At 60.7% G+C, this 25,744-nt stretch carries 27 protein-coding genes and 2 tRNA genes; 14 read left to right on the top strand and 15 right to left on the bottom strand.

Features of this window, described 5'->3' with window-relative positions; translation table 11 throughout:
- Nucleotides 1-324 precede the first annotated feature (324 nt).
- Nucleotides 325-1,614: a 4-aminobutyrate--2-oxoglutarate transaminase gene (gabT, locus tag AB5Z09_RS01675; protein WP_047440593.1), complete on the bottom strand. Its 1,290-nt coding sequence runs from the start codon at nt 1,612-1,614 to the stop codon at nt 325-327.
- Nucleotides 1,615-1,738: 124 nt separating this feature from the next.
- A complete protein-coding gene (locus tag AB5Z09_RS01670; RefSeq protein ID WP_368194493.1) occupies nt 1,739-3,202 on the bottom strand; it encodes an NAD-dependent succinate-semialdehyde dehydrogenase in 1,464 nt (487 codons plus the stop codon).
- A gap of 413 nt (nt 3,203-3,615) precedes the next feature.
- Between AB5Z09_RS01670 and puuR the strand changes: the two genes are divergently transcribed.
- The gene (puuR, locus tag AB5Z09_RS01665; protein WP_101529797.1) at nt 3,616-4,218 is read left to right on the top strand and encodes an HTH-type transcriptional regulator PuuR; all 603 of its coding nucleotides are present in this window, start codon (nt 3,616-3,618) and stop codon (nt 4,216-4,218) included.
- A gap of 45 nt (nt 4,219-4,263) precedes the next feature.
- Nucleotides 4,264-5,541 (top strand): FAD-binding oxidoreductase, encoded by a 1,278-nt coding sequence (locus AB5Z09_RS01660; protein WP_236269569.1) that lies wholly within the window; start codon nt 4,264-4,266, stop codon nt 5,539-5,541.
- Nucleotides 5,542-5,665: 124 nt separating this feature from the next.
- On the opposite strand, the gene AB5Z09_RS01655 is transcribed toward AB5Z09_RS01660, so the two are convergent.
- The 5 genes from AB5Z09_RS01655 to AB5Z09_RS01635 all read right to left on the bottom strand — a co-directional run bounded on the left by AB5Z09_RS01655 (nt 5,666) and on the right by AB5Z09_RS01635 (nt 9,272).
- Complete coding sequence (locus AB5Z09_RS01655) at nt 5,666-5,914, bottom strand: DUF3297 family protein (protein ID WP_005338226.1); 249 nt, start codon at nt 5,912-5,914, stop codon at nt 5,666-5,668.
- Nucleotides 5,915-6,026: 112 nt separating this feature from the next.
- Entirely contained in the window at nt 6,027-6,455 is a 429-nt protein-coding gene (locus AB5Z09_RS01650) for an N-acetyltransferase (protein ID WP_236269570.1), read from the bottom strand.
- Between the two features lie 85 nt (nt 6,456-6,540).
- The gene (locus AB5Z09_RS01645) at nt 6,541-7,029 is read right to left on the bottom strand and encodes a TIGR00645 family protein (protein WP_042009950.1); all 489 of its coding nucleotides are present in this window, start codon (nt 7,027-7,029) and stop codon (nt 6,541-6,543) included.
- Between the two features lie 183 nt (nt 7,030-7,212).
- Nucleotides 7,213-8,598 (bottom strand): ATP-binding protein, encoded by a 1,386-nt coding sequence (locus tag AB5Z09_RS01640; RefSeq protein ID WP_005338217.1) that lies wholly within the window; start codon nt 8,596-8,598, stop codon nt 7,213-7,215.
- On the bottom strand, nt 8,598-9,272 hold the full coding sequence (locus tag AB5Z09_RS01635) for a response regulator transcription factor (RefSeq protein ID WP_040066247.1): 675 nt from the start codon (nt 9,270-9,272) through the stop codon (nt 8,598-8,600). The genes AB5Z09_RS01640 and AB5Z09_RS01635 overlap by 1 nt, the downstream gene beginning before the upstream one ends.
- 199 nt (nt 9,273-9,471) lie before the next feature.
- Between AB5Z09_RS01635 and AB5Z09_RS01630 the strand changes: the two genes are divergently transcribed.
- The gene (locus AB5Z09_RS01630; RefSeq protein WP_201944526.1) at nt 9,472-10,152 is read left to right on the top strand and encodes a polymer-forming cytoskeletal protein; all 681 of its coding nucleotides are present in this window, start codon (nt 9,472-9,474) and stop codon (nt 10,150-10,152) included.
- Between the two features lie 87 nt (nt 10,153-10,239).
- Here the strand turns inward: AB5Z09_RS01630 and AB5Z09_RS01625 are convergent, their stop codons facing one another.
- Entirely contained in the window at nt 10,240-10,788 is a 549-nt protein-coding gene (locus AB5Z09_RS01625) for a cytochrome b (protein ID WP_042052684.1), read from the bottom strand.
- A gap of 288 nt (nt 10,789-11,076) precedes the next feature.
- A complete protein-coding gene (gene tsaA / locus AB5Z09_RS01620) occupies nt 11,077-11,781 on the bottom strand; it encodes a tRNA (N6-threonylcarbamoyladenosine(37)-N6)-methyltransferase TrmO (RefSeq protein WP_042081000.1) in 705 nt (234 codons plus the stop codon).
- A gap of 213 nt (nt 11,782-11,994) precedes the next feature.
- On the opposite strand from tsaA, the gene AB5Z09_RS01615 reads away from it, so the two are divergent.
- A complete protein-coding gene (locus tag AB5Z09_RS01615) occupies nt 11,995-12,993 on the top strand; it encodes an NAD-dependent epimerase/dehydratase family protein (protein ID WP_368194492.1) in 999 nt (332 codons plus the stop codon).
- A 159-nt stretch (nt 12,994-13,152) separates the two neighbouring features.
- Here AB5Z09_RS01615 and AB5Z09_RS01610 read toward each other — a convergent pair whose 3' ends face one another.
- The 4 genes from AB5Z09_RS01610 to cydD all read right to left on the bottom strand — a co-directional run bounded on the left by AB5Z09_RS01610 (nt 13,153) and on the right by cydD (nt 17,576).
- Nucleotides 13,153-13,539 carry a DUF488 domain-containing protein gene (locus AB5Z09_RS01610; protein WP_368194491.1) on the bottom strand — a complete coding sequence of 129 codons (387 nt, stop codon included), beginning with the start codon at nt 13,537-13,539 and terminating at the stop codon, nt 13,153-13,155.
- A 9-nt stretch (nt 13,540-13,548) separates the two neighbouring features.
- Nucleotides 13,549-13,920 carry an Rcs stress response system protein RcsF gene (rcsF, locus tag AB5Z09_RS01605; protein ID WP_013723982.1) on the bottom strand — a complete coding sequence of 124 codons (372 nt, stop codon included), beginning with the start codon at nt 13,918-13,920 and terminating at the stop codon, nt 13,549-13,551.
- 163 nt (nt 13,921-14,083) lie between these two features.
- Nucleotides 14,084-15,814 carry a cysteine/glutathione ABC transporter ATP-binding protein/permease CydC gene (gene cydC / locus AB5Z09_RS01600; protein WP_368194490.1) on the bottom strand — a complete coding sequence of 577 codons (1,731 nt, stop codon included), beginning with the start codon at nt 15,812-15,814 and terminating at the stop codon, nt 14,084-14,086.
- The gene (gene cydD / locus AB5Z09_RS01595) at nt 15,807-17,576 is read right to left on the bottom strand and encodes a cysteine/glutathione ABC transporter permease/ATP-binding protein CydD (protein WP_368194489.1); all 1,770 of its coding nucleotides are present in this window, start codon (nt 17,574-17,576) and stop codon (nt 15,807-15,809) included. The genes cydC and cydD overlap by 8 nt, the downstream gene beginning before the upstream one ends.
- Nucleotides 17,577-17,776: 200 nt before the next feature.
- Between cydD and AB5Z09_RS01590 the strand changes: the two genes are divergently transcribed.
- Both AB5Z09_RS01590 and AB5Z09_RS01585 read left to right on the top strand, forming a co-directional pair.
- Nucleotides 17,777-17,850: transfer RNA gene (locus AB5Z09_RS01590), tRNA-Gly, on the top strand.
- A 15-nt stretch (nt 17,851-17,865) separates the two neighbouring features.
- A tRNA-Gly gene (locus tag AB5Z09_RS01585) sits at nt 17,866-17,940 on the top strand.
- A gap of 161 nt (nt 17,941-18,101) precedes the next feature.
- Here the strand turns inward: AB5Z09_RS01585 and arcA are convergent.
- Nucleotides 18,102-18,821, bottom strand: coding sequence for a two-component system response regulator ArcA (arcA, locus tag AB5Z09_RS01580; RefSeq protein ID WP_005338193.1), 720 nt, complete (start codon nt 18,819-18,821; stop codon nt 18,102-18,104).
- 396 nt (nt 18,822-19,217) lie between these two features.
- On the opposite strand from arcA, the gene AB5Z09_RS01575 reads away from it, so the two are divergent.
- Both AB5Z09_RS01575 and AB5Z09_RS01570 read left to right on the top strand, forming a co-directional pair.
- The gene (locus AB5Z09_RS01575; RefSeq protein ID WP_199416647.1) at nt 19,218-19,625 is read left to right on the top strand and encodes a DUF3293 domain-containing protein; all 408 of its coding nucleotides are present in this window, start codon (nt 19,218-19,220) and stop codon (nt 19,623-19,625) included.
- A gap of 42 nt (nt 19,626-19,667) precedes the next feature.
- The gene (locus tag AB5Z09_RS01570) at nt 19,668-20,147 is read left to right on the top strand and encodes a putative 4-hydroxy-4-methyl-2-oxoglutarate aldolase (protein ID WP_005338188.1); all 480 of its coding nucleotides are present in this window, start codon (nt 19,668-19,670) and stop codon (nt 20,145-20,147) included.
- 1 nt (nt 20,148) lies between these two features.
- Here the strand turns inward: AB5Z09_RS01570 and AB5Z09_RS01565 are convergent, their stop codons facing one another.
- Complete coding sequence (locus tag AB5Z09_RS01565) at nt 20,149-20,628, bottom strand: hypothetical protein (RefSeq protein WP_201991688.1); 480 nt, start codon at nt 20,626-20,628, stop codon at nt 20,149-20,151.
- A 157-nt stretch (nt 20,629-20,785) separates the two neighbouring features.
- On the opposite strand from AB5Z09_RS01565, the gene AB5Z09_RS01560 reads away from it, so the two are divergent.
- The 6 genes from AB5Z09_RS01560 (at nt 20,786) to arsC (ending at nt 25,649) form a co-directional block, all read left to right on the top strand.
- Entirely contained in the window at nt 20,786-21,184 is a 399-nt protein-coding gene (locus tag AB5Z09_RS01560) for an META domain-containing protein (RefSeq protein WP_368194488.1), read from the top strand.
- A gap of 257 nt (nt 21,185-21,441) precedes the next feature.
- A complete protein-coding gene (locus tag AB5Z09_RS01555; RefSeq protein ID WP_236321604.1) occupies nt 21,442-21,810 on the top strand; it encodes a helix-turn-helix transcriptional regulator in 369 nt (122 codons plus the stop codon).
- A 4-nt stretch (nt 21,811-21,814) separates the two neighbouring features.
- Nucleotides 21,815-22,183, top strand: coding sequence for an arsenite efflux transporter metallochaperone ArsD (gene arsD / locus AB5Z09_RS01550; protein WP_139396262.1), 369 nt, complete (start codon nt 21,815-21,817; stop codon nt 22,181-22,183).
- 27 nt (nt 22,184-22,210) lie between these two features.
- Entirely contained in the window at nt 22,211-23,974 is a 1,764-nt protein-coding gene (gene arsA, locus AB5Z09_RS01545; protein ID WP_368194487.1) for an arsenical pump-driving ATPase, read from the top strand.
- Between the two features lie 109 nt (nt 23,975-24,083).
- Nucleotides 24,084-25,148 (top strand): ACR3 family arsenite efflux transporter, encoded by a 1,065-nt coding sequence (arsB, locus tag AB5Z09_RS01540; protein ID WP_005338173.1) that lies wholly within the window; start codon nt 24,084-24,086, stop codon nt 25,146-25,148.
- 75 nt (nt 25,149-25,223) lie between these two features.
- Nucleotides 25,224-25,649, top strand: coding sequence for a glutaredoxin-dependent arsenate reductase (gene arsC, locus AB5Z09_RS01535; protein ID WP_219594519.1), 426 nt, complete (start codon nt 25,224-25,226; stop codon nt 25,647-25,649).
- Nucleotides 25,650-25,744: the final 95 nt, after the last annotated feature.

Here is a 25,744-nt window from a genome sequence, read left to right as displayed (position 1 = left end):
AACGAAACCGGGAGAGAGGCCCGGGAATCAAGGGCGCCAGGGCGGCGCACACCGGCCATGACCGGTTGGAAAGCATTGAGATGCCCCATGTTGTTCCTCACTAGACTTGGTGTCGGGAGACTGCTGCCAATCTCGCTATCTTTTCCGGGGGTGATCCGGCCTCGTTTATGGGTTTGTTCACTGTCTAAAAAAGAACCGATGCCATTGTTTTACATCGGTTCTTTCAGTGGCGGCGCATTGTGCATTTGCAGGGCCCCCTTGACAAGAAAAAAAGGGGGCAAAATTGCATTTATTTGCACAGGTGAGTGGTCACTTTCCTGCTGGTCAGGCCAGCACGGCCTCCAGTGATTTTTCAAGGAGTTGCAACCCCTCGTCAATCACTGCCGCAGGGGCTGTCAGGGGGGCGAGAAAACGGATGACATTTGCGCGCACCCCGCATGAGAGCAGGACCAGACCGCGTTTGCCCGCCTCGGCCACCAGACGTTTGGTGAGGTCGGGATCGGGCTGGCTGGCATCACGCCGTTTCACCAGCTCCATGGCCACCATGGCACCGGGGCCGCGAATTTGACCTATGCAGTCAAAACGCTCGGCTATGCGTTCCAGCCCCGCCTTGATCTGCTCCCCCTGATCCAGCGCTTTCTGGTTGAGTTTCTCCTCGTCTATCACCTGCAATACCGCCAGCGCGGCGGCGCAGGCGATGGGGGAACCGGCATAGGTGCCACCCAGACCACCCGGTTTGGCCGAGTTCATGATCTCCGCCTTGCCCACCACGGCTGAGAGGGGGAAGCCACCCGCCAGACTCTTGGCCAACGTCATGATGTCCGGCTCGATGCCGGCATACTCGGTGGCGAAGGTCTTGCCGGTGCGGCAAAAACCGCTCTGGATCTCGTCGCAGATCAGCAGAATGCCGTGCTGGTCGCAGACGCTGCGCAGCTTTTGCATAAAGCTCGGGGAGGCGGGATAGAAGCCCCCTTCGCCCTGTACCGGCTCGATAATGATGGCGGCAACGCGGGAGGGTTCTATGTCGGCACTGAAGCAGAGCTCGAGGGCGTGCAGGGCATCCTCTTCACTCACCCCCAGATAATCGGCGGGGAAGGGGATGTGGTAGACCTCCCCCGGGAAGGGGCCAAAGCCGGTCTTGTAGGGGACTACCTTGCCGGTGAGCGCCATCCCCATCATGGTGCGGCCGTGAAAGCCCCCCTTGAAAGCGATGGTGCCGCTGCGACCGGTGTGGGCACGGGCAATCTTGATGGCGTTCTCAACCGCCTCGGCGCCGGTGGAGAGAAACAGGGTGCGCTTCGGGGTCGGGCCGGGCACCAGGGCGTTGAGCTTCTCGGCAAGCTCGATATAGCCCGGGTAGGGGGTGACCTGAAAGCAGGTGTGGCTGAATTTTTCCAGCTGCTCGCGCACCGCCGCCACCACTTTCGGGTGGTTGTGGCCGGTATTGAGCACGGCGATACCGGAGGCAAAGTCGATGTAGCGGTTGCCCTCCACATCCCACAACTCGGCATTTTGCGCCCGGTCGATGAAGACCGGCAGCAGGGTGCCAACGCCGTTGACCACGGCCGCTTCGCGGCGCGCTTGCCACGCCTTGTTTGATTCTGACTGACTCATCTTTCCTCCCTGAGGGGCCGCAGCCCCCGATATTCCCTGAAAATGTGGCAGGCGTTTTGGCGCCCATCACCGCCGATCAGCCCATCGGGCCAGATCGGCGGCGCCTTGTCTCTCTGTTGCAGCCCTAGCGAATGGCGCCAAAGCAGAGGTATTTGGTCTCCAGATACTCTTCCAGCCCCTCGGCGGCCCCTTCCCGGCCCAGACCCGACTCCTTGATGCCGCCAAAGGGGGCCAGCTCGGTGGAGATGATCCCCTCGTTGATGCCGACCATGCCGTATTCGAGCTGCTCGGCGACGCGCCACACCCGTGCGATATCGCGGCCATAGAAGTAGGCGGCCAGGCCATAAGGGGTGTCGTTGGCAATGGCGATGGCTTCGGCTTCCGTCTCGAAGCGTACCAGCGGAGCCACCGGTCCGAAGATCTCTTCCTGCAGGATGGGGTTGGTTTTATCCACCTTGCCCAGAATGGTGGGGCGGTAAAAAAGGGGACCGGCGGGGTGAGCTTCACCCCCCAGCAGCAGTTCGGCACCGGCGGCGACCGATTGCTGCACCAGCTCGGCCACCTTGCTGGCGGCGGCCGGGTTGATGAGCGGGCCGATCTGGGTGCCCTCCGCCATGCCATCTCCCACCTTGAAGGCTTTGACGGCGGCAGTCAGCTTCTCGGCGAAGGCGTCATAGACGCTGGCCTGCACCAGAATCCGGTTGGCGCAGACACAGGTCTGCCCGGCGTTGCGGTATTTGGAGGCGAGCGCCCCGGCCACGGCGGCGTCGAGGTCGGCGTCGTCAAAGACGATAAAGGGGGCGTTACCGCCCAGCTCCAGCGACAGCTTCTTCATGGTGTCGGCGCACTGGCGCATCAGCAGTTTGCCGATGCGGGTGGAGCCGGTGAAGGAGAGCTTGCGCACCACCGGATTGCTGCACAGCTCGTTGCCCACCGCGCTCGCCTGATGGCTGGTGACGATATTGATGACACCGGCGGGGATGCCCGCCAGCTCGGCAAGCAGCGCCAGCGCCAGCGCACAGAGCGGGGTTTCGGCGGCAGGTTTGATGACGATAGTGCAACCTGCGGCCAGCGCCGGGCCCGCTTTGCGGGTGATCATGGCTATCGGGAAATTCCACGGAGTGATGGCGGCGACCACGCCCACCGGCTGCTTGATGGTGGCCAACCGGCGATCGCCGCTAAAGCCCGGGATGGTGCGGCCATAGGCGCGCTTGCCCTCCTCGGCGAACCACTGGATAAAGCTGGCGCCGTAAGCCACTTCCCCCTTGGCTTCCGCCAGCGGCTTGCCCTGCTCGCAGGTCATGATGCGGGCCAGCTCGTCGCTGTGGGCTGTGATGGCGGCAAACCAGGCGTAGAGCTTGTTGCTGCGCTCCTTGGCGGGCAGCGCCGCCCAGGCGGGTTGCGCCGCGTGGGCGGCCGCGATGGCGCGGCGGGTATCCTCGGCATCCATGTCGGGCACCTGGGTAATGACGGCACCGCTGGCGGGGTTGGTGACCTCGAAGGTGCGGCCGCTGGCGGCCTCGCACCACTGTCCATCTATATAGGCGCGGGATGTGATCAAGCTGGAGTGGGATGTTGTTCCTGACATGAGAAGCCTCGAGTGTGGGTCAGAGCAGCTGGTTGCCGGAGTGAGCTGACCCTTCCTGCGCCGCTGCCGTATAAAATAATAAGCACAGGAAGACCATAATTTGAGCTGAAATGTTTTTCAAGTGTTAAATATATTTGAATTGCTGGGGGGCGCCATGCTAGAAAATGGGCTGTGTAGCGCGCTTTCTCCGGTTCGCTTGCAGGCTGCAAGTGGGCAGACGACCGGGGGATGGTAAATCAGGTGTGCAAAATAATGAACGGTTTCGCTGTGTAACATAGTGAACGGCAAGGGAAAGCTGGTCGGCTATTTTAACCAGCAGGGTAAACAGGCAGCGCCTGATCCGATGCGATCACGCGCAAGCAGGAGAGGCTGATGATGCAAGGATGCAGACATGGCGCAGCAGGGGGCTTGTCATGAGCGGGCCGCAGAGTCGGGAGAGCGTGGCTCGGCCGTTGAGTGGGGCTGACGCCGGGGCGCGCACCATGGGGGAACGGTTGGCGGCGGTGCGCCATCAGCTGGGGCTCTCCCAGCGGCGGGCGGCCGAGTTGAGCGGCCTGACTCATGGCGCCATCTGCATGATCGAGCAGGACAAGGTGAGCCCCTCTGTGGCCTCCCTGCAAAAGCTGCTCACCATCTACGGCCTGCCGCTGTCGCGCTTCTTCGCCGAGGAGGAGAGCCGCACTCCGGAAGTGGTGATCAAGGCGGATCAGCTGATCGAGCTGGGCAGTCAGGGGGTCTCCCTCAAGCTGGTGCACAACGGCAACAACCGCCGCCAGCTCGGCTTTATGCTGGAGACCTATCCCCCCGGCACCGACACTGGCGGTCAGGTGACCCATCAGGGGGAGGAGGTCGGCACTGTGCTGGAGGGGTCGGTGATCCTGACGGTGGCGGGCCAGAGTTATCAGCTGGAGGCGGGCGACAGCTATGTGATCGACACCGGCGAGCCCCACAGCTTCAGCAATCCGTCGGGGGAGACCTGTCGCATCGTCAGCGCCCACACCCCGGCGAGCTTTTAATCCTGACAGTAGTTTGGCAACCGAACCGGTAAGGAAACAGGGATCATGACCGAACATGTAAACAGTTACTACGCAGCCAGCGCCAATAAACACGCGCCCTATCCGACACTGACCGAGCAGCTGGAGTGCGATGTCTGCGTCATCGGGGCGGGCTATACTGGCCTCTCCAGCGCGCTGCATCTGGTAGAAAAAGGCTACAAGGTGGTGGTGCTGGAGGCCGCACGAGTCGGCTTTGGCGCCAGCGGTCGCAACGGTGGCCAGATCGTCAACTCCTACAGCCGCGACATCGACACCATAGAAGCGAACTGCCCACCGGATCAGGCCAGGCTGCTCGGTTCCATGCTGTTTGAGGGGGGCCAGATCATCCGCGAGCGGATCAAGCGCTACAACATCCAGTGCGATCTGCAGGAGGGGGGCGTCTTTGCCGCCGAGACCGAGAAGCAGTTCCACGAGCTCAAGGCGCAGAAGGCGCGCTGGGAGAAGTGGGGCAATGAGCAGCTGGAGCTGCTCGATGCCAAGGGGGTGCGCGAGGTGGTCGCGAGCGATCGCTACATCGGCGCCCTGCTCGACAAGAGCGGCGGCCATATCCACCCCCTCAATCTGGCCCTCGGCGAGGCTGAAGCCATCCGCATCCAGGGTGGGCTGATCTTCGAACAATCCGCCGTCACCAGTATCACCCCGGGGCAGCCAGCCTTGGTCAAGACCGCCAAGGGGTCGGTGAAGGCGCGCTTTGTGGTGGTGGCGGGCAATGCCTACCTCGGTAATCTGGTGCCGGAACTGGCCAGCAAGAGCATGCCCTGTGGCACCCAGGTGATCGCCACCGAGGTGCTGGGAGAGGAGCGGGCCCGGTCTCTCTTGCCGCAGAACTACTGTCTGGAGGATTGCAACTACCTGCTCGACTACTACCGTACCTCCGGCGATCACCGGCTGCTCTATGGCGGCGGCGTTGTCTATGGCGCGCGGGATCCGGCGGATATCGAGCGGCTGATCATCCCCAAGATGCTGAAAACCTTCCCGCAACTGGCCGACGTCAAGGTGGAGTACACCTGGACCGGCAACTTCCTGCTTACCCTGTCGCGGCTGCCACAGTTTGGTCGCATCGGCCCCAACATCTACTACATGCAGGGCTACAGCGGCCACGGCGTCACCTGTACCCATCTGGCGGGCAAGCTGCTCTCCGAGGTGCTGAGCGGTCAGGCGGAGCGCTTCGATGCATTCGCCAAACTGCCGCACTACCCCTTCCCGGGTGGCCGCCTGTTCCGCATCCCCTTTACCGCCGCGGGCGCCGCCTGGTACACCCTGCGCGATCGGTTGGGGGTATAAGAGCCGCTCTGCGAGAAATGTGGGCTGGTGGCTGCCGCTTAGATAACGCTGACGCCAGCACCAATACCGGAAACAACAAGGCCACCGCGAGGGTGGCCTTGTTTATCACGCTGCAGCGCGCTGATTAGCTGTAGAAGGCTTCAACGGTGCCCTTGAGCTTGATCAGGATGGGCTGACCACGGCGATCCAGCGCCTTGGGGGAGGGGATCTTCACCCAACCTTCGCTGATGCAGTACTCCTCGACATCGGTGCGCTCTTTGCCGTTCAGGCGAATACCGATCGGGTGCTCGAAGCAGGCGGCCACATAGTGAGGGCTGCGGGGATTGCAGGAGAGGTGATCCGGCAGAGCCGGTTTGGTGCTGGTATCGCTCATCGATATAACCCGAAATGAATAAAAAGTGGGTCATTGTAGAGAATGCCGCCATGGCATTCAAGGCGGCCACCAAACAGGCAAAGCGTGCTCGCCATCGCTATGGGCGACCCGCTTATCCTCGTTGCCAATGCATCACCAGCTCGGGGCGACCGCTATGCTCGCACAACTGCTGCTCACCCTCTTTGAAACCGTTGCGGGAATAGAAGCGCCGCGCCTGCTCATTTTCGGCGTAGACCGTCAACTCGAGCCGGTCATATTGGGCTTTGAGGTGTTCGAGCAGTTGGCGACCCAACCCGTGTGATTGGTGATCAGGGGAAATAAACAGCGCGGCAACAGACCCCTGATACCAGGAGATAAAGCCCAGTAGCTGTCCATCCTCCTCATAGACCCAGCTCTGGCTGGCGGGCAGATAACTATCGCGCATCGCCGCCCGTTGCTCGTGCCAAAAGGCGGTGGGAATAAAGTCGTGGGCTTGTACCGATGCCTGATACCAGAGCTCGACGGCGGCATCCAGATCGGTGGCAGATAATGGGCGGATCATATTGGCCTCGACTGTGAAGAGTGGTCGCACGATATGCCCGATCCATGTCGTGTTATCGGGCATATCGTCTATCGCAGGCTGGCTACTATTTGCGGGTCAGCTTGTCGAGGTAGCCCATGGCGAAGGCCGAGAGGACAAAGGTGATGTGGATCAGCAGGTACCACTTGATCTTGTCGTTGGGGAGATTTTCGGCATTCATAAACACCTTGAGCAGGTGAATAGAGGAGATGGCGACAATGGAGGCGGCGACCTTGTTTTTCAGAGAGCCGGCATCCAGCTTGCCGAGCCACACCAGTTTGTCGCCCTCATCCCCGACATCGAGGCGCGAGACGAAGTTCTCATAGCCGGAAAACATCACCATCACGATAAGTCCCCCCACCAGGGTGATATCGATCAGCGACAGTGTGACCAGCACCAGATCCACCTCTTTCATCTCCAGTATGTTGGGCAGGATATGGAGGATCTCCTGAAAGAATTTCACTCCCAGTGCCAGCAGTATGAGGCTGAGCCCAAGATAAATGGGGGCCATGATCCAGCGGGATGCGTACATCAATCTTTCAAACATGTTTTCCATAGTGCGATTACAGGTCCATCAAATGGTTAACAAACGAGTCGGCCATAGCTTAACCGAGATGCCTCACATCTCAAGCATCTGGATAGCATATTGCTGAATTGGGTGGTGTCAGGCAGGAGTATTTAACACTGTGTAGGGCAGTGCAGCGGGTGGCAGAGGGCCCGTGGTCGGGCCTATCCGGTGTCAGGGCAGATCCAGGGTAAAGCGGGCGCCGCCGAGGGGGGATTCATCGACTCGGATCTGGCCGCCGTAGCTGTGGACGATCTCGGTCACCACCGCCAGACCTATGCCCTGACCGGGTGAACTGTCTGCCCGCACGCCGCGCTGGAAGATCTGTTCCGATTTGGCCGGATCGATACCCGGGCCATCATCTTCCACTTCGATGCGCAGCCGCTCGAGATGACGGCGCACCGTCACCTTCACTTCGCTGATGGCAAACTTGCAGGCGTTGTCGAGCAGGTTGCCCATCAGCTCCATCAGGTCGCCCTGTTCGCCGTGGAAGAGGGCGTCATCGTCGAACTTGAAGTGGGTTTGCAGCTTCTTGTGGCGATAGACCTTGGTCAGGCTGGCCAGCAGTTTTTCAATCAGCGGCACCGGCTCGGTGCCCTTGCTGGCAAGGCGCTGGCGGCCAGTAACGGCCCGTCTGAGCTGATACTGGATCATCTGATCCATGGTGAGGATCTGCTCGTTGATGTTGTCGTGGATCTCCCGCCCCAGCTTCACTTCGCGGGTAGTGATCTGGATCAGCGCCAGCCGGGTTTTCAGGCTGTGGGCGAGATCGTTGAGGGCGTGCTGGTAGCGCTGGGTCTGCTGGCGTTCGTTTTCCAGCAGCTGGTTGATGGAGTCGGTCAGCGGGGCCAGCTCCCGCTCAAAATCGCTCGAGAGGTCATCGCGCTTGCCGGCCCGGATATCGTCGATCTGACGGGCGATGGTGCGCAGGGAGCTGAGGCTCCAGAAGGTGGTGAGCAGCAGCAGCCCGGCCAGCAGCATATAGGCGAGCAGTGCCTGTTTGGCGGTCTGGTAGAGGTAGGTGCGGGACTCTTCGTGGTAGCGTTTGGCCGAGTCGATCATCACCACGTAGTAGGCGGTGGTGCCGCTGCCGGGATTGCGGATAAACCGCAGGCTGTAGACGAAGTAGCTCTCGCCGTTCTTGATGGTGTGCTTCTTGAAGAAGTAGTCGAGATCCATCCCCCCCAGATACTTCATCAGATCGCCGCAGATGGTCTGTTTGGCCTTGATCACCTCCGGCATATGGAGGCTCGACCAGACCAGATCGCCATCGGCGCGGCAGATCAGGGTATCGAGGTTGCGATCCCCTGCACCACGGGATATCCGCCCCAGCTCGACGTTCGACCCCTTGTCATCCGGCTCGGTGGAGGAAAACAGCTTGGCCAGGTTCTCCTGCATCCGGGCGCTGGCCTTCTGGGTCTGCTCCTCGACGTGGCCGAGGTAGAGGGCGTAGACCGCAAACCCCATGATCAGTGCGATGACCAGCAGCGAGCTGAGCAGCAGTTTGATATGCAGTGAGCTGCGGATCATCTTGATGGGGCGCGGCAGATGAAACTGCATCAGTTACAGGAGAGGTTGAAGATGTAACCCTGACGCCGGATGGTGGAGATGGGTTGAATCGTTCCCTCCGGATCCAGCTTCTTGCGCAGGCGGCTCACCATCACCTCGATGGTGTTGGGATCCCCTTCGCCATCGCCGTAGAGCTGGTCGAGCAGTTGCTGCTTGGAGACCACCTGACGAGCGTTGCGCATCAGGTACTCCAGAATGAGGTATTCAAAGCTGGTGAGCACCGCCACTTCACCGGCGATGGTCAGCTCCTTGCGGGAGAGATCCAGCTCGTAATCACCGGCTTTCACCTTGGGCGAGATAAAACCGGCGCTACGGCGCACCAGCGCATTGAGTCGGGCCAGCAGCTCATCTTTCTGGAACGGTTTGACCAGATAGTCATCAGCACCTGCTTCCAGTCCTTCGACCTTGTCCTGCCAGTTGCCACGGGCGGTCAGCACAATGATGGGGAAGGGGATCTGCCGTTCACGCAGTTGCCGGATCAGTTGCAGGCCGTCCATATCGGGCAGACCGAGGTCGATGATGGCCACATCAATGGGATAGTCGGCGGCGTAGTGCAGTGCAATCCCGGCCTGGTCGGTGCTGTAGACCTGATTGTCGGCTTCGGTCAGCAGAGAGGAGAGGTGGTGATTGAGCAGCTTGTCGTCTTCGACCAACAGAATTTTCATGATGTGAGCGGTCATAGGGATCCAGGCTGTCAATTAGAAAGTGTATGTCGCTTCGAGTCAATTCGAATCCTAATGCATCCCGGCTGTATCGGGACTGAATCAGCGGGACTTCAGAGTTCGCGCCAACTGGTCGTTTAACCATGGTCCGGGTTGTCGATGGCATGCTGGTCGGCAGCCATGTTGCGAAAGGTTTGATGTGATGAGAGAGATGGCCGGGAGGCTGCTGGCGCGACTGCAACAGCGTGAGCGCAGCGACCTCCTCTATATTGTCTGGCTCTGCTGGGGGGCAGCCTTGCTGCTCTACGTGCTGGGGTCGCCCTGTTTTCTGTGGCCAGTGGCGCCGATGCCGCTGGTTCTGCTTGTGTGGTTGGTGGAGAGAGTACGGATGTTTGGAAGAAACAAAGGTGGTACGGCTACTGGGTCGGCCGGCGCCACTGTGATTGCAGCCGGTGCCCGCTTCAAGGGCGAGTTGCAGGTGGAGGGGGATCTGGAGGTGCGCGGTCAGATCAATGGCACCATCCAGCTTATCGGTGGTGTGCTGCGCATCATGCAGGGCGGTAGCGTTGAGGGAGAGGTGAGTGCGCCCCACGTTATCATCAATGGTCTGCTGGAAGGCACCTGTACCTCCGCCGAGGTGGAGATCCTGGAGAGCGGCAAGATGCAGGGGATCTTCAAGGGGGGCAGTCTCTCCATCTGCAAAGGCGGCAACTTTGTTGGCCAGTCCCAGCCCACCGTGGCCGGCAAGGCCGATCCCGTGTTGCAAGCCTTGTCTGAAAACAGTGCGTCCGGGAGCAAGCAGCCGGAGAGCAAGAACAATGTGAAAAAGCTGCCGCACGAGCCGAAAGGCAAGCCTACCGAGGAGCTGGCCAAGCAGGCGTGATGCCGTTTGCCAGCAGTGCAGATGACGGTTGTTCAGGAAAACAGAGAGGGGGCCACGATGGCCCCCTCTGCATTTCCCCGTTACCCGTTAGCTGCGGCGCGGCGGCAGCATATTGGTGAGGGTGTTGTCTTTGAGAATATGGTGATGATAGAGGGCGGCCAGCGTGTGCAGGCCGATCAGGGCGTAACCGATATTGCCCAGCGTCTCGTGCACCTCCTTGATCAGCCCTTTGAGGTCTGGACTGGGGGAGAGCAGGGCAGGCAGCTCAAGCCCGAAGAAGGGGATGGGCTTGCCCGCGGCGCTCAGCAGCAGCCAGCCAAACAGCGGGGTGAGAATCAGAAAACCGTAGAGGGCGAGGTGGGCCAGTTTTGCCAGCTTGTGCATGATCGGGGAGAGCTCGGGCACGATGCGGGGCGTCGGGCTCATCCAGCGCAGCGCCAGTCTGACAAACACCAGGGCGAAGATAAGCAGCCCCAGCATAAAGTGCCACTCCTTCATCAAATCACGGCCAGGGTCCCCTTTGGGGAAAATATCGCGAAATTCGATCAGGGCGTAGACGGCGATCATGGCCCACAGGGTCAGCCAGTGCAGCCCGATATTCAGGGTGCCATAACGTTGTTCACTGTTCATCAGCATAGGTTTGTTCCTTCGAAGTGCTGTCACATCCGTGCGGCATCCCCGCACTCAAGCGTGTCGGGGCGAGGCCAGATCCTTTGGCGGCAACAGCAGAGCTACCATGCTTGCCATACATCGATAGCCTGCTGCTGGCATCAGTCAGAGAGGAGATGCCCTCTGCTGTCTGCATGGTATCACTGGCAACCGGGTGGATAGTCTGATCAATGCCACACAATTTACAGGCTGATTAAGCCCCTTGTGACGTGAAGAAGGCGTGAAATAGCATCAGCGATGTCGGCCCGCCCAGGTTCAGGCGGGCTCGATGGCCAGCACCACGCAATCCGGCTCGCTGATGCGAAAACGGACGTTGCAGTCAAACAGCCGCACCCCGTACTCCTTCTCATCGGGCTTGCCTTTCTTGTAGGCGGGGCGAGGATCTTGTGCCAGCACTTCGCTTACCAGCTGGCGCAGCTCGGGATGAGCCTTGAGCCAGGGTTGCAACTGCTGTTCTGCCTCGGCACTGAAGCTCACCGCCAGCGGCGGGGTGGGCGCGTCGGGGGCAAAGCCACCACGGGCATCAGGCAGGCTGTCGGCATAGGGAATATAAGGCTTGATATCGACGATGGGGGTGCCATCGAGCAGATCCACCGCCCCCAGCTCCAGCCACAGCTTGCCCCGTTCGCGGCCGACCCCGTGCAGCTCGACCACCGAGAGACCTAGCGGATTGGGGCGGAAGGTGGAGCGAGTGGCAAAGACGCCGACCCGCTCGTTGCCGCCAAGGCGCGGCGGGCGCACCGTCGGGTGCCAGCCCTGCGCCATGGTCTGGTGAAAGACGAAGCTGAGCCACAGATGGGAGAACTGCTCGATGCCGCGCAGCACATCCGGCTGATCGTAAGGGGGGAGCAGCTCGAGGCGGGCGCGGGCCGATTTGACCAGACCGGGCTGGCGGGGGATGGCGAACTTCTCCTTGTAGGGAGAGCGGATGATCCCGAGGGTGTCGATTTCGAACTTCATGGCGGATCCTGACTGAAAACCCCGGCAATTTAGCACAGGCGGCCCCAAAACGCAGGCTTGGCCTCAATACGCCCTTTTTTGCGGCGCTGCCGTGATCCCTGTCCCATCCCGGCCAGTCGGGGGCTGTGCCATACCGTCAAGTTGCGTAGGGTGGAGGCAACTGGCGTGTCAGGATGAAATGTGCGCACTCGCGCCGAAGGGGGAGGGAGAGGGATGAAACTGCTGATTATCGGTGGCACCGGCTTTTTGGGGCGTCACCTCACCGCGCTGGCGCTGGATTGGGGCCATGAAGTGACCCTGTTCAACCGTGGCCTGCACCAGCATCCGGACTGGCGCGATCTGGTGCAGCTCACCGGCGACAGGGACAAGAGCCTGAGCGCCCTGCAAGAGGCCGGGTGGCAGTGGGATCTCGTCATCGACACCTGCTGCTATCGCCCCGAGCAGGCAGCGAGCCTCTCGGCCGCCTTGCTCGGGCGCTGCGCGCGGCTGATCTTTATCTCCACCATCAGCGTCTATCGCGATTTCTCAATGCCCGGGATGAATGAGTCGGCGCCGCTGCATGCTATCCCCGAAGGGGAAATGCCCACTGATTATGGCCCACTCAAGGTGTTGTGCGAGCAGGAGTATCGCGCCCGCTGGGACGATCGGCTCTGTATCCTGCGCCCGGGCGTGCTGTGCGGCCCCCATGATCCTACCGGTCGCATGGCCTGGTGGATTAAGCGGGTACAGCAGGGCGGGCCCTGGTTGCTGCCGGGCAGTGGCGAGGATCGCTTGCAGTATCTCGATGTGCGCGACTGCGCCGAGTTTGTGTTGCGCGCGGCCGAGCAGCAGTTGGGGGGCACATTCAACTTGCTCAAATCCGGTATTACCTTGAGTGACTGGCTGGAGCGGCTGAGCGCCCGGTTGCAGCCCGCCCGCCCCATCCAGCCCGAGTGGTTGCCCTGGTCGACCCTGATGGCGGCCGGTATCGAGCCCTGGCAGAGCTATCCCACCCTGCTACCCTGCGCGCAGGCGGAATTTGCCGGTTACGGCTCTATAAGCGCCGAGGCGGCCATCGTTAAGGGATTGAACTTTCGGCCGCTGGAGGAGACCGCCGCCGACCTTGCCCACTGGCTGGCCATCGAGCCTGCCGCCGGGGGGGCGGCGAATGCCATGACTCAGGCCGAGGAGACTTCGCTGCGGCAGCAGTTGCTGGAGCCCAGTCTGCAATAGGAGAGGTGCATCGAGCCGCTGCTGCCGAGCGTGGCGCGGCAGGTGTGAATACAACGAGAGAGGGCATCCAGCGGGATGCCCTCTCTGTCTATCCAATGTCTGATGGTTGCCGAATACAGGCTGACGCGATTCCCCATCACATTGCTGTCGCTCACCGAGTTAGCGAATGGCGGCCCCCGCGGCTACTAGCAGCTCTTTCAAAATGGTGCGATGGCAGCGGGACTCCTGCGCGCAGTAACAACCCACCGATAGATTGGTGGTGTGGGAGAGGGCGGCCAGCAGCGCCAGATCGTGCCTGGCGGCAGGTTGCGCCATCTCGGTCTTGTACTGCTTGCCAAACGCCGCCCACTGGGCGGGTGTCTCGGCTGCCTGCCCCAGCTTCATGGTCTCGCTGCTGGGGGCGAGGTTGGGAAACCAGACATCGTACCAATGCTGGCTGGCAAATTCACTCTTGGGTACGCCGCGGGGCGGGCGGCGCACCGTGCCGATCCGCAGCCCCTCATCGGGCAGGCGCGGGCTGCCAAGGCGAACGATAGCGAGGGCCATGACAGCGGGTTACTTCTCTTCGGCCACTTTCAGCGCCTGCCCGTAGCAGATCACCTGTTTCAGGCAGCCCGGGGTGTCGCTGAACTCGGCGCATTTGTCGATGGTGACGCCGTTGCCACCCATGTCGGCGGCGCGACGGCGGGCCAGGGTGCGCGCTTCACCTGCGTTGGGCACCGGCTGGTTGGCGTCGGCCTGGCAGGATTCACCCTCGATGGTGCCGAGGTAGAGGTAGTTGAGGTCCGCCAGCTCATCCTGTTCATAGATGCGCACGCTACCGGGTTTGAAGTATTCGTCGAAGTTCTCTTTATCCAGATTGCTGTTGAAGGCGTAGTTGGCACAGCCGGAGGCAATCAGGGGCATCATCAGGATCAGGCGTTTCATCGTCTCGTATCTTGTGTCGGTGATGAGGACAGTAGAAATGCGCAGGCGCTCCATGTCGGCATCTTGTTGAATAATGAGGGGGACATTATAGGGGCCAGCCGCCTGCGGCGACCAGCCCCGTTTTGCGCCCTGTTGTCAGGGTGTGACCCCCATCAGCCTGATATCAAACCGGAGCCAGTCGCTGATAGAGGCTGCGGTAGTGATCATCCGCCAGTAGCTCGTTGTGAGGGGCGCAGAGGCGGATCTGTCCCTCTTCCATCAGGGCAATCCGGTCCATCTGCTCCATCCCCAGCAGGCGGTGGGAGATGAGCAGCAAGGTGCGATCTGCCCCGAGCCGGAACAGCAGCTCCATGATCTCCCGCTCGGTCTGGCTGTCGAGCCCTTCGGTCGGTTCGTCCAGCAGCCAGAGCGGTGCATCGTGCAGCAGGGCGCGGGCGATGCCGATACGACGACGCTCACCACCGGAGAGGGGGCGGCCGCCGTCACCGAGCCAGGCGTCAAGGCCCGCCTCATCTTCCAGCAGATTGGCCAGTCCGACCTGGGTCAGCACAGCAATCAGCTGCTCGTCAGTGGCGGTCGGGGCGGCCAGTTTGAGGTTGCCCCGCAAGGTATCGGCAAACAGATGCACCCGCTGGCTCACCACCGAGATGGAGGCGCGCAGCGCCCCTTCGCTGTAGTCTGTGAGCGGCTTGCCACCCAGCAGGATCTTGCCAGCCTGCGGGCTCCACTCACGGGTCAGCAGCCCCATCAGGGTCGATTTGCCGCAGCCGGTCTGGCCCAGCAGGGCCAGCTTTTCCCCAGCGTGCAGTTGCAGGGTGCAGCCACGCAGCACCGGCTGGGGATTGCCCGGGTAGCCAAAATAGAGGTCATTGATCTGCAGCGTGCCAGCGGTGGCATGGGTCTGTTCGCCGCCCCACACGGGGGCTTTTGCCTCTTGCAGGATCTCGTTCAGGCGGCGTGCCGAGGTGAGGCTGGTGGAGAGGTGCTGGAAAGCCCCCGCCAGCGGCATCAGTGCCTCGAAGCTGGCCAGGGTGGCAAAGACCATCAACGCGGTAATGGGGTCGGGCGCAGCGCCCGCCACTCCATGACCGGCCAGCCAGAGCATCAGGGTCAGGGTCCAGCCGCTCAGTAGTTGCACCGAGAAGTTGGCCAGCCCGCTCACTTTGGCCATCCGGGCCTGCGCGACGAGCAGCGCCTGTTCGGCTTGTTGCAGCTCAACCAGCGCCTTGGGGGCGGCGGCAAACATCTGCAGCTCGGCCTGACCATCCAGATAATCCACCATCCGGGTACGCAGGGTCGATTTTTCGGCAATCAGCGCCTGACCGGGGCGACGGCCGAGGAAGTAGAACACCAGCGGCAGGGCAATCATGCCAAACAGCAGAATGGCACCCAGGGTAAGGGCGAGGCGACTGTCGAAAAACGACAGGAAGAAGACCAGTCCGGCGGTGCTGAGCAGGGCCGCGCCTATGGGGGTGATCAGCCGCAGATAGACGTGATCCATCGCATCGATGTCTGCCACCAGTCGGTTGAGCAGATCCGCCTGACGGAAACCGGCCAGGGTACCTGTGGAGAGCGGCGATAGTTTCTGCCAGAACCAGACCCGCAGTCGGGTCAGTACCCGGAAGGTGGCGTCGTGGCTCACGACCCGCTCACCCCAGCGACCGGCGGTGCGGACGATGGAGAAGAAGCGCACCCCGCCTGCAGGGGTCATGTAGTTAAAGGCATGGGTCGTCGCAACTGTCATCCCTGCCACGGCGGCGGCAGAGAGGAACCAGCCGGAGAGGGAGAGCAGCCCCATGCCGGCGGCCAGGGTCACCAGCGCCAGCAGCAAACCAATGGTGAGGCTGAGCCAGTGTTGGCGATAGAGGCGCAGAAACGGCAACAGATCACTCATCGAGAGAACCTCCGGAACGTTGGGAGAGCAGGCGGGCAAAAGGCCCCTGCCCAGAACTAAGTTGCTGGAAGTTGCCTTGCTCCACCAGCTGGCCGCGGGCCAGCACCAGGATATTGTCCATCTTGGTGAGCTGGTCGAGGCGGTGGGTGATCATCAGCAGGGTCTGGCCAGCCATCACTTGCTCGAGGGTGGTCATGATGGCGCGCTCGGAGTGGCGATCCAGACTGGCGGTCGGTTCGTCTAGCACCATCAGCTGGGTTGATTTGAGCAGGGTTCGCGCCAGTGCGAGGCGCTGGGCCTGACCGACCGAGAGGCCACCGGCCTGATCGCCGACCGGATAGTCGAGCCCCTTCTCCATGGCAAATTCCCACGCCTGTGCCCGTTTCAGGGCATCTTCCAGCTCGGCATCGCTGGCCATTGGCTTGGCCAGCAGCAGGTTGTCGCGCAAGGAGGCGTGGAACAGCTGCGGGTTTTGCGAGAGCCAGCCCAGTTGCAGGCGCCACTGGCTCATGTCGAGGGTGGCGAGCTCCTGCCCGTTGACCTTGAGCTCGCCGCGATAGGGGGCAAAGCCGAGCAGGGCGTTGACCAGCGAGCTCTTGCCGGCGCCGCTGACGCCGATGAGGGCGGTGCGCGAACCGGCTTCCAGGGTGAAGTCGATGGGGCCGACCAGTACCTTGCCTTCGGCGCTCAGCACTTCAAGGGCTTTGGCTTCTACCTTGACCGAGCTGTCGGCATGGAACGGTGCCGTACCTGCGGCCGGCTCGCTCACCTCGGCTTCGAGGAATTCAAGCAGCTGCTCGGCAGCGCCGATAGCCTGCGCCTTGGCGTGGTAGTGGGCGCCGAGTTCTCGCAGCGGGGCGTAGAACTCGGGGGCGAGAAACAGCACGAACAGGCCGGTAAAGAGGGTGACCTTGACCCCATAGCTACCAAAGTTCAGATGGTCGATATAAGAGAAGCCGAAGTAGACGGCAACCAGCGCTACCGAGATGGCGGCGAAGAACTCCAGCACGGCGGTGCTCAAAAACGCCAGGCGCAGCACTTCCATGGTGCGCTCGCGAAAATCTTCCGAGGCATCGCGAATGGCGTCACCTTCCGCTTGGGTGCGCATAAACAGCTGCAGCGTGCGCAGCCCTTTCAGGCGATCGAGGAAGTGACCGGAGAGACGGGCCAGCGCCTGGAAGTTGCGGCGGTTGGCATCGGCGGCGCCCACACCCACCAGGATCATAAAGATGGGAATGAGGGGCGCTGTGCCCAGCAGGATCAGACCTGCCGCCCAGTTGACCGGGAACACGGCCACCAGAATGACCACCGGAATAAAGACGGCGATGGCCATCTGCGGCAGATAGCGGGAGAAGAAATCCTGCATGTTTTCAATCTGTTCCAGCAACAGGCTGGCCCAGCTACCGGCCGGACGGCGCTGAATATAAGCAGGGCCGAGACGACTCAAGCGCGTGAGTACCAGCTGGCGGATGGTCTGGCGCACCGCACTGCCCGCCTTAAAGCTGGCCACTTCGCGGCCGTAGGCCAGCGCCGCTTTGCCAAGCGTCACCAGCAGCAGGGTAATAAAGAGCGTGATGGATTGCTCAGGCGTTGAGCCTTCGATGATAAAGCCGTGCAACAGGGTCGCCAGCAGCCAGGCTTGCGCCACCATCAGAATGCCCTGGCCAAGGCCAAAAGCGATGGATATCGTGATCCAGCGGCGACCGTGACTCGATTGCTTGCGCAACCAGCCATAGAGACGTTTTTGCGTTTTTTTATCCATTACCACCATCCTCGCGTCGAGTGGCGCAAGACTATCCTTGCCGTTTGGCCTTGGCAACCTTGTAAATTATCTGTGTTGAAAATGTTTGATTGAAAAAGCAACCGTCTGTTCAATCCTTGTCCGAACAGATTGATTTATTGAAAAAGTGGCAAAGGCGCCATTGCGCTCGGCGGCAAAATGCATATAGTAAGAGCCCTGACGCGGGTGTAGTTCAATGGTAGAACGGTAGCTTCCCAAGCTGCATACGTGGGTTCGATTCCCATCACCCGCTCCAAATTTCAGATGCCAGGCGGGCATCGTATAATGGCTATTACCTCAGCCTTCCAAGCTGATGATGCGGGTTCGATTCCCGCTGCCCGCTCCAGCTTCAAAACAAAAAGCCCACTCCTGCGAGTGGGCTTTTTGTTTTTCATCTATCCTGTGCGCCGTTCGACGTCACGCTCACGGTTTCTCAGCTTTAAGGCAAACCGCAGAGACAGAAAAGGCGCCCGAGGCGCCTTTTCAGATCAACAGCGTAGCGGGAGCTTATTCCTGCTCCAGCTCACCACAGAAACGGTAGCCTTCGCCGTGGATGGTGGCGATGATCTCCGGAGTATCGTTGACGCTTTCGAAGTGCTTGCGAATGCGACGGATGGTCACGTCAACGGTACGGTCGTGGGGCTTGAGCTCACGGCCGGTCATCTTCTTCAGCAGTTCGGCACGGGTCTGGATCTGGCCCGGGTTTTCGCAGAAGTGCAGCATGGCGCGGAACTCGGAGCGCGGCAGCTTGAACATGTCGCCAGTGGGGCTGACCAGTGCGCGGCTGTTGATATCCAGCGCCCAGCCGTTGAACAGATAACGTTCAACCAGCTTTTTCTCTTCGCCACCGGCAGCCACGTTCATGGTGCGGCTCAGCAGGTTGCGGGCACGGATGGTCAGCTCGCGCGGGTTGAACGGCTTGGTGATGTAATCATCGGCGCCGATCTCCAGACCCAGGATCTTGTCCACTTCGTTGTCACGACCGGTCAGGAACATCAGGGCGATGTTGTCGTTCTCACGCAGCTCACGGGCCAGCAGCAGGCCATTCTTGCCCGGCAGGTTGATGTCCATGATCACCAGATTGATGGTGTGGGAAGTGAGGGCCTGATGCATCTCGTCGCCGTTGTTGGCTTCGAGCACGATGTAGCCTTCGGCTTCAAAAATGCTTTTCAGGGTATTGCGTGTGACCAGCTCGTCTTCGACGATCAGAATGTGTGGTGTTTGCATGAGTATTCCCAGATTCTTATCAGTTAATTATCTTAAATTTAACACTCTTTGGCGTTTCAAACCGATTTCCTGACTGATCCTGAAAATTTATTACGTCATCCTGGGTATGAGAGTCAGGTCGGAATATCGCGAATTAGGCATCAGTACCGGCAAGTATCCCTGTGCCACTTATAGGTTCCCGACAAGTCTGGTCGAGCAGAGCCTGGAAAGGTCGTCCATTACGAAAGTGGCCGCATTTTATCAGTTAACAGGAGCATAACAACACTCTTTGCCGTCAGATAGCAACTTTTTAACTCTGATTTGATATAGGTCAAACCCTGGTACAGCAGCATCATACTTGGCCTGAACCGGGTTTTCGCCCCTACAAAATGTAATGGAATGTAACATGTGATTGACATGAATTTGTGGGAAAACTACAAGAAAATCTGCTTTATCGCGCCATTTGAGCCACCAGATTGGTCTGCTTTTGCCATCATCACAGCCTGGAATCCGGCCAGCCAGTGGGTCACAGAACGATGCAATATACGGCGGGAACGGGTGCTGTGGCGCCATCTGACCGTGGATTTGCAGGTGCCCGTGGTGGGGCCATTTTGGGGATCTGACCCGGACGAACGCTGGCAGGAGTCATCGCTGGCGGTGGCGCTATCCCTGCCACAAGCCCGTCAGCTGGCTGCGCGTTTTGGCCAGAACGCCATCTACTGGGTGGAGGATGGCCAGCTTTGGCTGACACCAGTATTGACGGATAAATCAGCAGTTTGTCTGGGCAATATTGAATCCTTCTGGATTGCCAGAAACCTTGCCTGATGAAAGAATGAACACCTTCATGCATCTGAAAGGAATCAAATCATGCTGGATCTCCTGCCCGACCTCTGCGATCAACATGGCGACTTGCTGCAAGTGGCCGACCCGGTGTTTCAGGATTTTGGCGGCAAGGCCCTCTTTTATGGTCGCGCCGTAACGCTCTCCTGTTATGAAGACAACAGCCTGGTGCGGGATCTGGTGACCCGCCCCGGTCACGGCAAGGTGATGGTGATCGACGGCGGCGGCTCGCTGCGCCGTGCGCTGCTTGGCGATCAACTGGCGGTCAAGGCGGTGGAGCAGGGGTGGGAGGGGATCCTGATCCACGGCGCGGCGCGGGATGTGGGCACCCTGGCGACACTGGCGCTCGGGGTCAAGGCGCTGGCGGCCTGTCCGGTCAAGACCGAGAAGCGGGGATTGGGAGAGCTGGGGGCCGTGGTCAGCTTTGCCGGGGTGACCATCCACGAAGGGGATTACGTCTATGCGGATCGCAACGGCGTGGTGGTGAGTGCCACGCCGCTGATCTGATTCAGAAGTTGAAACCGACCCCCAGACTCAGTGCCTGATCGGCAGTGATGGCGCTGACGCCGTAGTTGGCGGTGAGGGAGAGTCTGGGGGTCAGCAGCAGGCTGGAGTTGAGCTCCAGCAGGGTGCTGGCCTTGTTGAGATCGAGATGCTTGATCTGGCTGCCGATATTGAATGCCGGAGAGAGCTGGTAGCGTACCCCCGAACTCATATTGAAACCGGATGTGCGATTCTGATCCGCCACCGCCGGGCCCGCTTCCATAAAGAGGGTCACATCATCCACCACCGGATACTGATAGCCGCTATTGACCAGCCAGAGATCAAAACTGTCGCTGTGATGGCTATGGCCATTGAGCAGCACACCCGAGTAACTTTTGACATAGAGAGACGGGTTGGATTGCGGCTGAACCACTGCCCAGTCGGCGGCCTGAACAGCCAAGCTGGCGCAGGTTGCAAGCAGTGTGATGATGAGTGATTTGACCATTCGTTTCCCCTCCCTGGGTCCGGAACTGAGCCTAAGCATGGCACATGCCAGCTGGTAGTAAAGTGAAGGGAGATCACAATAAAATCCTTTTGCATGGGCGCCAGCCATGATAAACAGGCTGCCGTATTGATGGCTCTAATCATTAAGAGGTGAATCCATGAACAAGAAACTGACTCTGCTGGCCGCGCTGGCACTGGGAGGCTGCGCAATGGCAACAGGTTCCAGCATGGCTCAACTGCAAGCATCCAGCTGGCAGCTGCAAGGCGCCACCGGCGATACCTTCACCCTGCAAGTGGTCGACGGCAAGGTGGCGGGCAAGGGCGGCTGCAACCGTTATTTTGGCGGTATCACCAAGCAGGGTGACGGTGTCTTGACGCTGGGTGCCATGGGCTCCACTCGCATGATGTGCATCGGCGACGCCATGAGCAAAGAGACCGAGTTCCTGCAAAAGCTGGAGAAGGTGGCAACCTACTCCATCAACGGCAACCAGCTGACTCTGAGCGATGCCAACAAGGCGGCCCTGCTCACCTTTAACGCCGTGTCTGCTGCCAAATAAGGCACGCGTTCGTCTGATTGCCCCGACAGCGCTGACAGTGCAGGCGGATCAAACGCTCTGATACGCCCTCCCTCTGGAGGGCGTCTGTTTATCTGCGATGAACCCTGCGTGGTCGTCCGCTACTGTTGTTCACTCGTCGATTCTCCAGTCAGCCCGGTTTGATACCAGAATCTCGTATCTTCGGTTTGGTACGTATCTTGATCATTTCAATAATTCTTGTATAGTTGAAATGAAAAGTCGCACCAAGGGGAGTGAAGATGAACAAAGAGATGGCCACCAAGGTCTTTGAATCGCTGGCATCCGGCATCCGGCTCGATGTATGGCGGCTGCTGGTGAAGGCCGGGCTGGAGGGGCGGGTCGCCGGTGAACTGGCCAGCGAGCTCGATATTGCCCCCAATACCCTCTCGTTTCACCTCAAGGCGATGCTCAACACCGGTCTGCTGTCGGTGGAGCAGGAGGGGCGCTTTCTGCGCTACCGCGCCAATATTCCCCTGATGCTGGATGTGATCGCCTACCTCACCGAGGAGTGCTGCGCCGGTCATCCCGAGGCGTGCGGCGTGATGCGTGCCGAGTCAGCCTGCTCCCCCCATGTTCTGCCTACGCAGCCCTGCTGCAACAAGGAGTAATGCCATGTCCTCCATTCAGATTTTTGATCCCGCCCTCTGCTGCTCCAGCGGTGTCTGCGGTACCGAGGTTGATCAGGCACTGGTCACCTTCGCAGCCGACCTTGCCTGGGCCAAGGAGCAGGGAGTTGTCATCGAGCGTTTCAATCTGGCCCAGCAGCCGATGCAGTTTGCCGAGACGCCTGCCGTCAGCGCTTTTCTGACTCACGCCGGGGAGGAGGGGTTGCCACTGGTGCTGGTAGAGGGGCAGGTGGTGTTGACCGGCCGTTACCCGAACCGCAGCGAGCTGGCCCGTTATGCCGGGCTGCCTGCGCCGCAAGCGGCCATCAAGGGGATCGTCAAGGGCGGCTGCTGCTCTGGCAGCGGTTGCTGCTGAGTCGTGACGCACCATTCGGGAGAGGCTATGTACCATTTTCTGACCAATCCACCGCCGTTTCTCTTTTTCACCGGTAAGGGCGGGGTGGGCAAGACCTCGCTGGCCTGCGCCAGTGCGGTGGCTCTTTGTGATATTGGCAAGCGCGTACTGCTGGTCAGCACCGACCCTGCCTCCAACGTGGGGCAGGTGTTTGCCACCGAGATCGGCAATCGCGTCACCGCCATCGCCGCTGTGCCCGGTTTGTCGGCGCTGGAGATAGATCCCCCCGCGGCGGCCAAAGCCTATCGGGAGCGGATTGTCGGGCCGGTACGCGGCAAGTTGCCCGAGAGCGTGGTGCGCAGCATCGAGGAGCAGCTCTCCGGCGCCTGCACCACCGAGATCGCCGCTTTTGACGAATTCACCGCCCTGCTGACCGACCAAACGCTGCTGGCCGAGTATGACCATATCGTCTTTGATACGGCGCCTACCGGTCACACCATCCGGTTGCTGCAACTGCCGGGAGCCTGGAGCGAATTTCTGGAACAGGGCAAGGGGGATGCCTCCTGCCTTGGCCCGTTGGCGGGGTTGGAGAAACAGCGCAGTCAGTATGGCGAGGCGGTCGCCGCCCTGGCTGATGCTGCTCGCACCCGTCTGGTGCTGGTGGCGCGCGCCCAGCAATCCACTCTGCGGGAAGTGGCTCGCACCCACGAGGAGCTGGCCGCCATCGGCTTGTTGAATCAGCAACTGGTGATCAATGGCCTCTTCCCCGAAGGCGCCATTGCCGGAGATCCGCTGGCAATGGCGCTCTGGCAGCGCGAGCAACAGGCTCTCGCCCAGATGCCGCAAGGGATAAAGGGGCTGGCGCAGGATCATATCCCGCTGCTGGCCACCAATCTGGTGGGGCTCGACAGTTTGCGGCTGCTACTGCAACCACAGGATGCTGGTGCGCAGGTATCACTGGCAACGTTAGCCCATCTGCCAGCCCAGCCCGAGTTGAGTTTGCTGGTAGACGAGCTGGCCGCCGATGGTCACGGCCTCATCATGCTGATGGGCAAGGGCGGGGTGGGCAAAACCACGCTGGCGGCCGCCGTGGCGGTGGAGCTGGCGAGCCGCGGTTTGCCGGTGCATCTCACCACCTCGGATCCCGCCGCGCACCTGAACGAGACGCTGGCAGCTAGTCTGCCCCATCTTGAGGTGAGCCGCATCGACCCCCACGCCGAGACCGAGCGTTACCGCGCCCAGGTGCTGGCCACCAAGGGAGCAGCCCTGGATGAGCAGGGGCGGGCACTGCTGGAGGAGGACTTGCGCTCCCCTTGTACCGAGGAGATCGCCGTGTTTCAGGCCTTCTCGCGCATCATTCGCGAGGCGGGCAAGCGCTTCGTGGTGATGGATACAGCCCCTACCGGCCACACCCTGCTGCTGCTCGACGCCACCGGCGCCTACCACAGGGAGATCGCTCGCCAGATGGGAAACAAGGGGCTGCACTTCACCACCCCCATGATGCAGTTGCAGGACCCCAAACAGACCAAGGTGCTGATCGTGACGCTGCCCGAGCCGACGCCAGTGCAGGAGGCGGCCAATCTGCAGGCCGATCTGCGCCGGGCTGGCATCGAGCCCTGGGGCTGGCTCATCAACCACAGCTTGCAGCAAGCTGCGGTCAGCTCGCCGCTGCTGCAACTGCGGGCCGAGCGCCAGTTGCCCCATATCGAAGCGGTCGAGCAGCAACACGCCAGCCGCTACGCCGTGGTGCCGCTGCTCGCCGAGGAGCCGGTAGGGCCCGATGCCCTGCGCCGCCTCTGCCAGCACCATTGAGTCGCCACCCCGGTCTGCTGCCGGGGCGGCTTGAATATGCCGTTACTTGTTATAAACCCGTGTTTTGAACCAATAGAAGATGCGAAATTGCGCCGCATCGGGAGCTGTGATGTCTGCAACATGTGATGCCAAGGCCGTGCCTGCCATCGGCTTTTTTGAACGTTATCTGACCGCCTGGGTCGCCCTCTGCATTCTGGTGGGAATTGGGCTTGGGCAGGGGTTGCCGGATCTCTTCAAGGCGATCGGTGCCATGGAGGTGGCCAAGGTCAACCTGCCGGTGGGGCTGCTGATCTGGGTGATGATCATCCCCATGCTGCTCAAGATCGACTTTGGCGCCCTGCATCAGGTGAAGGGCCACATGAAGGGGATTGGGGTCACCCTCTTTATCAACTGGCTGGTCAAGCCCTTCTCCATGGCCTTCCTCGGCTGGCTCTTTATCCGCGTGCTGTTTGCTGACTGGCTGCCGGCGGATCAACTCGACAGTTACGTAGCGGGTCTGATCCTGCTGGCGGCGGCTCCCTGCACTGCCATGGTGTTTGTCTGGAGTCGCCTCACCAACGGCGATCCCTACTTCACCCTGTCGCAGGTGGCGGTGAACGACCTCATCATGGTGTTTGCCTTTGCCCCTCTGGTGGCGCTGCTGCTCGGGGTCTCCAGCATCATAGTGCCGTGGGATACCCTGCTTACCTCTGTGGTGCTCTATATCGTCATCCCGGTGATCATCGCCCAACTGCTGCGCAAGGCTTTGCTGAAAAAGGGAGAGGCCCATTTTGACGGCGTCATGACCCGCATCCAGCCCTGGTCGGTGGCGGCCCTGCTGCTCACTCTGGTGCTGCTGTTCGCCTTTCAGGGCAACGCCATCATTGAGCAGCCGCTGGTCATCGCCTTGTTGGCGGTGCCGATCCTGATCCAGGTGCTGTTCAACTCGGGATTGGCTTACTGGCTCAACCGCAAGGTGGGGGAGAAGCACTCGGTCGCCTGTCCTTCCGCCCTGATCGGCGCCTCCAACTTCTTCGAGCTGGCGGTGGCCGCCGCCATCAGCCTGTTCGGCTTTCACTCCGGCGCGGCGCTCGCCACCGTGGTCGGGGTGCTGATCGAAGTGCCGGTCATGCTGCTGGTGGTGCGGGTGGTTAACGCCAGCAAACCCTGGTACGAAGCGGGGCTGAGCCGTTAACTGATGGCCGCTAACAGCTGGCCGCGAACTGATGCTATCCATTTTCTATTCACTTGATTAATGAGAGACACGCAAATGAGTGCAATCACCATCTATCACAACCCGGAATGTGGTACTTCCCGCAACACCCTGGAGCTGATCCGCAACAGCGGCGTGGAGCCCACCGTGATCCACTATCTGGAGACGCCCCCCTCCCGTGACCAGTTGGTGGCGCTGATCGCCGCCATGGCCATGCCGGTGCGGGATCTGCTGCGCAAGAACGTGCCACCCTACGAGGCGCTCGGGCTGGCGGAAGATCGTTTCAGCGATGATGAACTGATCGATGCCATGCTGGCCCACCCCATCCTCATCAACCGGCCTATCGTGGTCACGCCTCTTGGCACCAAGCTGTGCCGTCCGTCGGAAGTGGTGCTCGATATTCTGCCCGATCAGCAAAAAGGGGCCTTCACCAAGGAGGATGGCGAGCAGGTGGTGGATGCGAGCGGCAAGCGCCTCAAGTAATCATCTGAACGCTCAAGTACGGATTGAAACAGGGCCAGCTTCACGCTGGCCCTGTTTCGTTGTGTGAACAAGTTGAAAAAGTTACTCCGGCCAAT

This window comes from Aeromonas sp. R2-2 (assembly GCF_040908355.1).
GTDB lineage: Bacteria > Pseudomonadota > Gammaproteobacteria > Enterobacterales > Aeromonadaceae > Aeromonas > Aeromonas veronii.
This window is presented reverse-complemented; position numbering and strand designations above follow the sequence as displayed.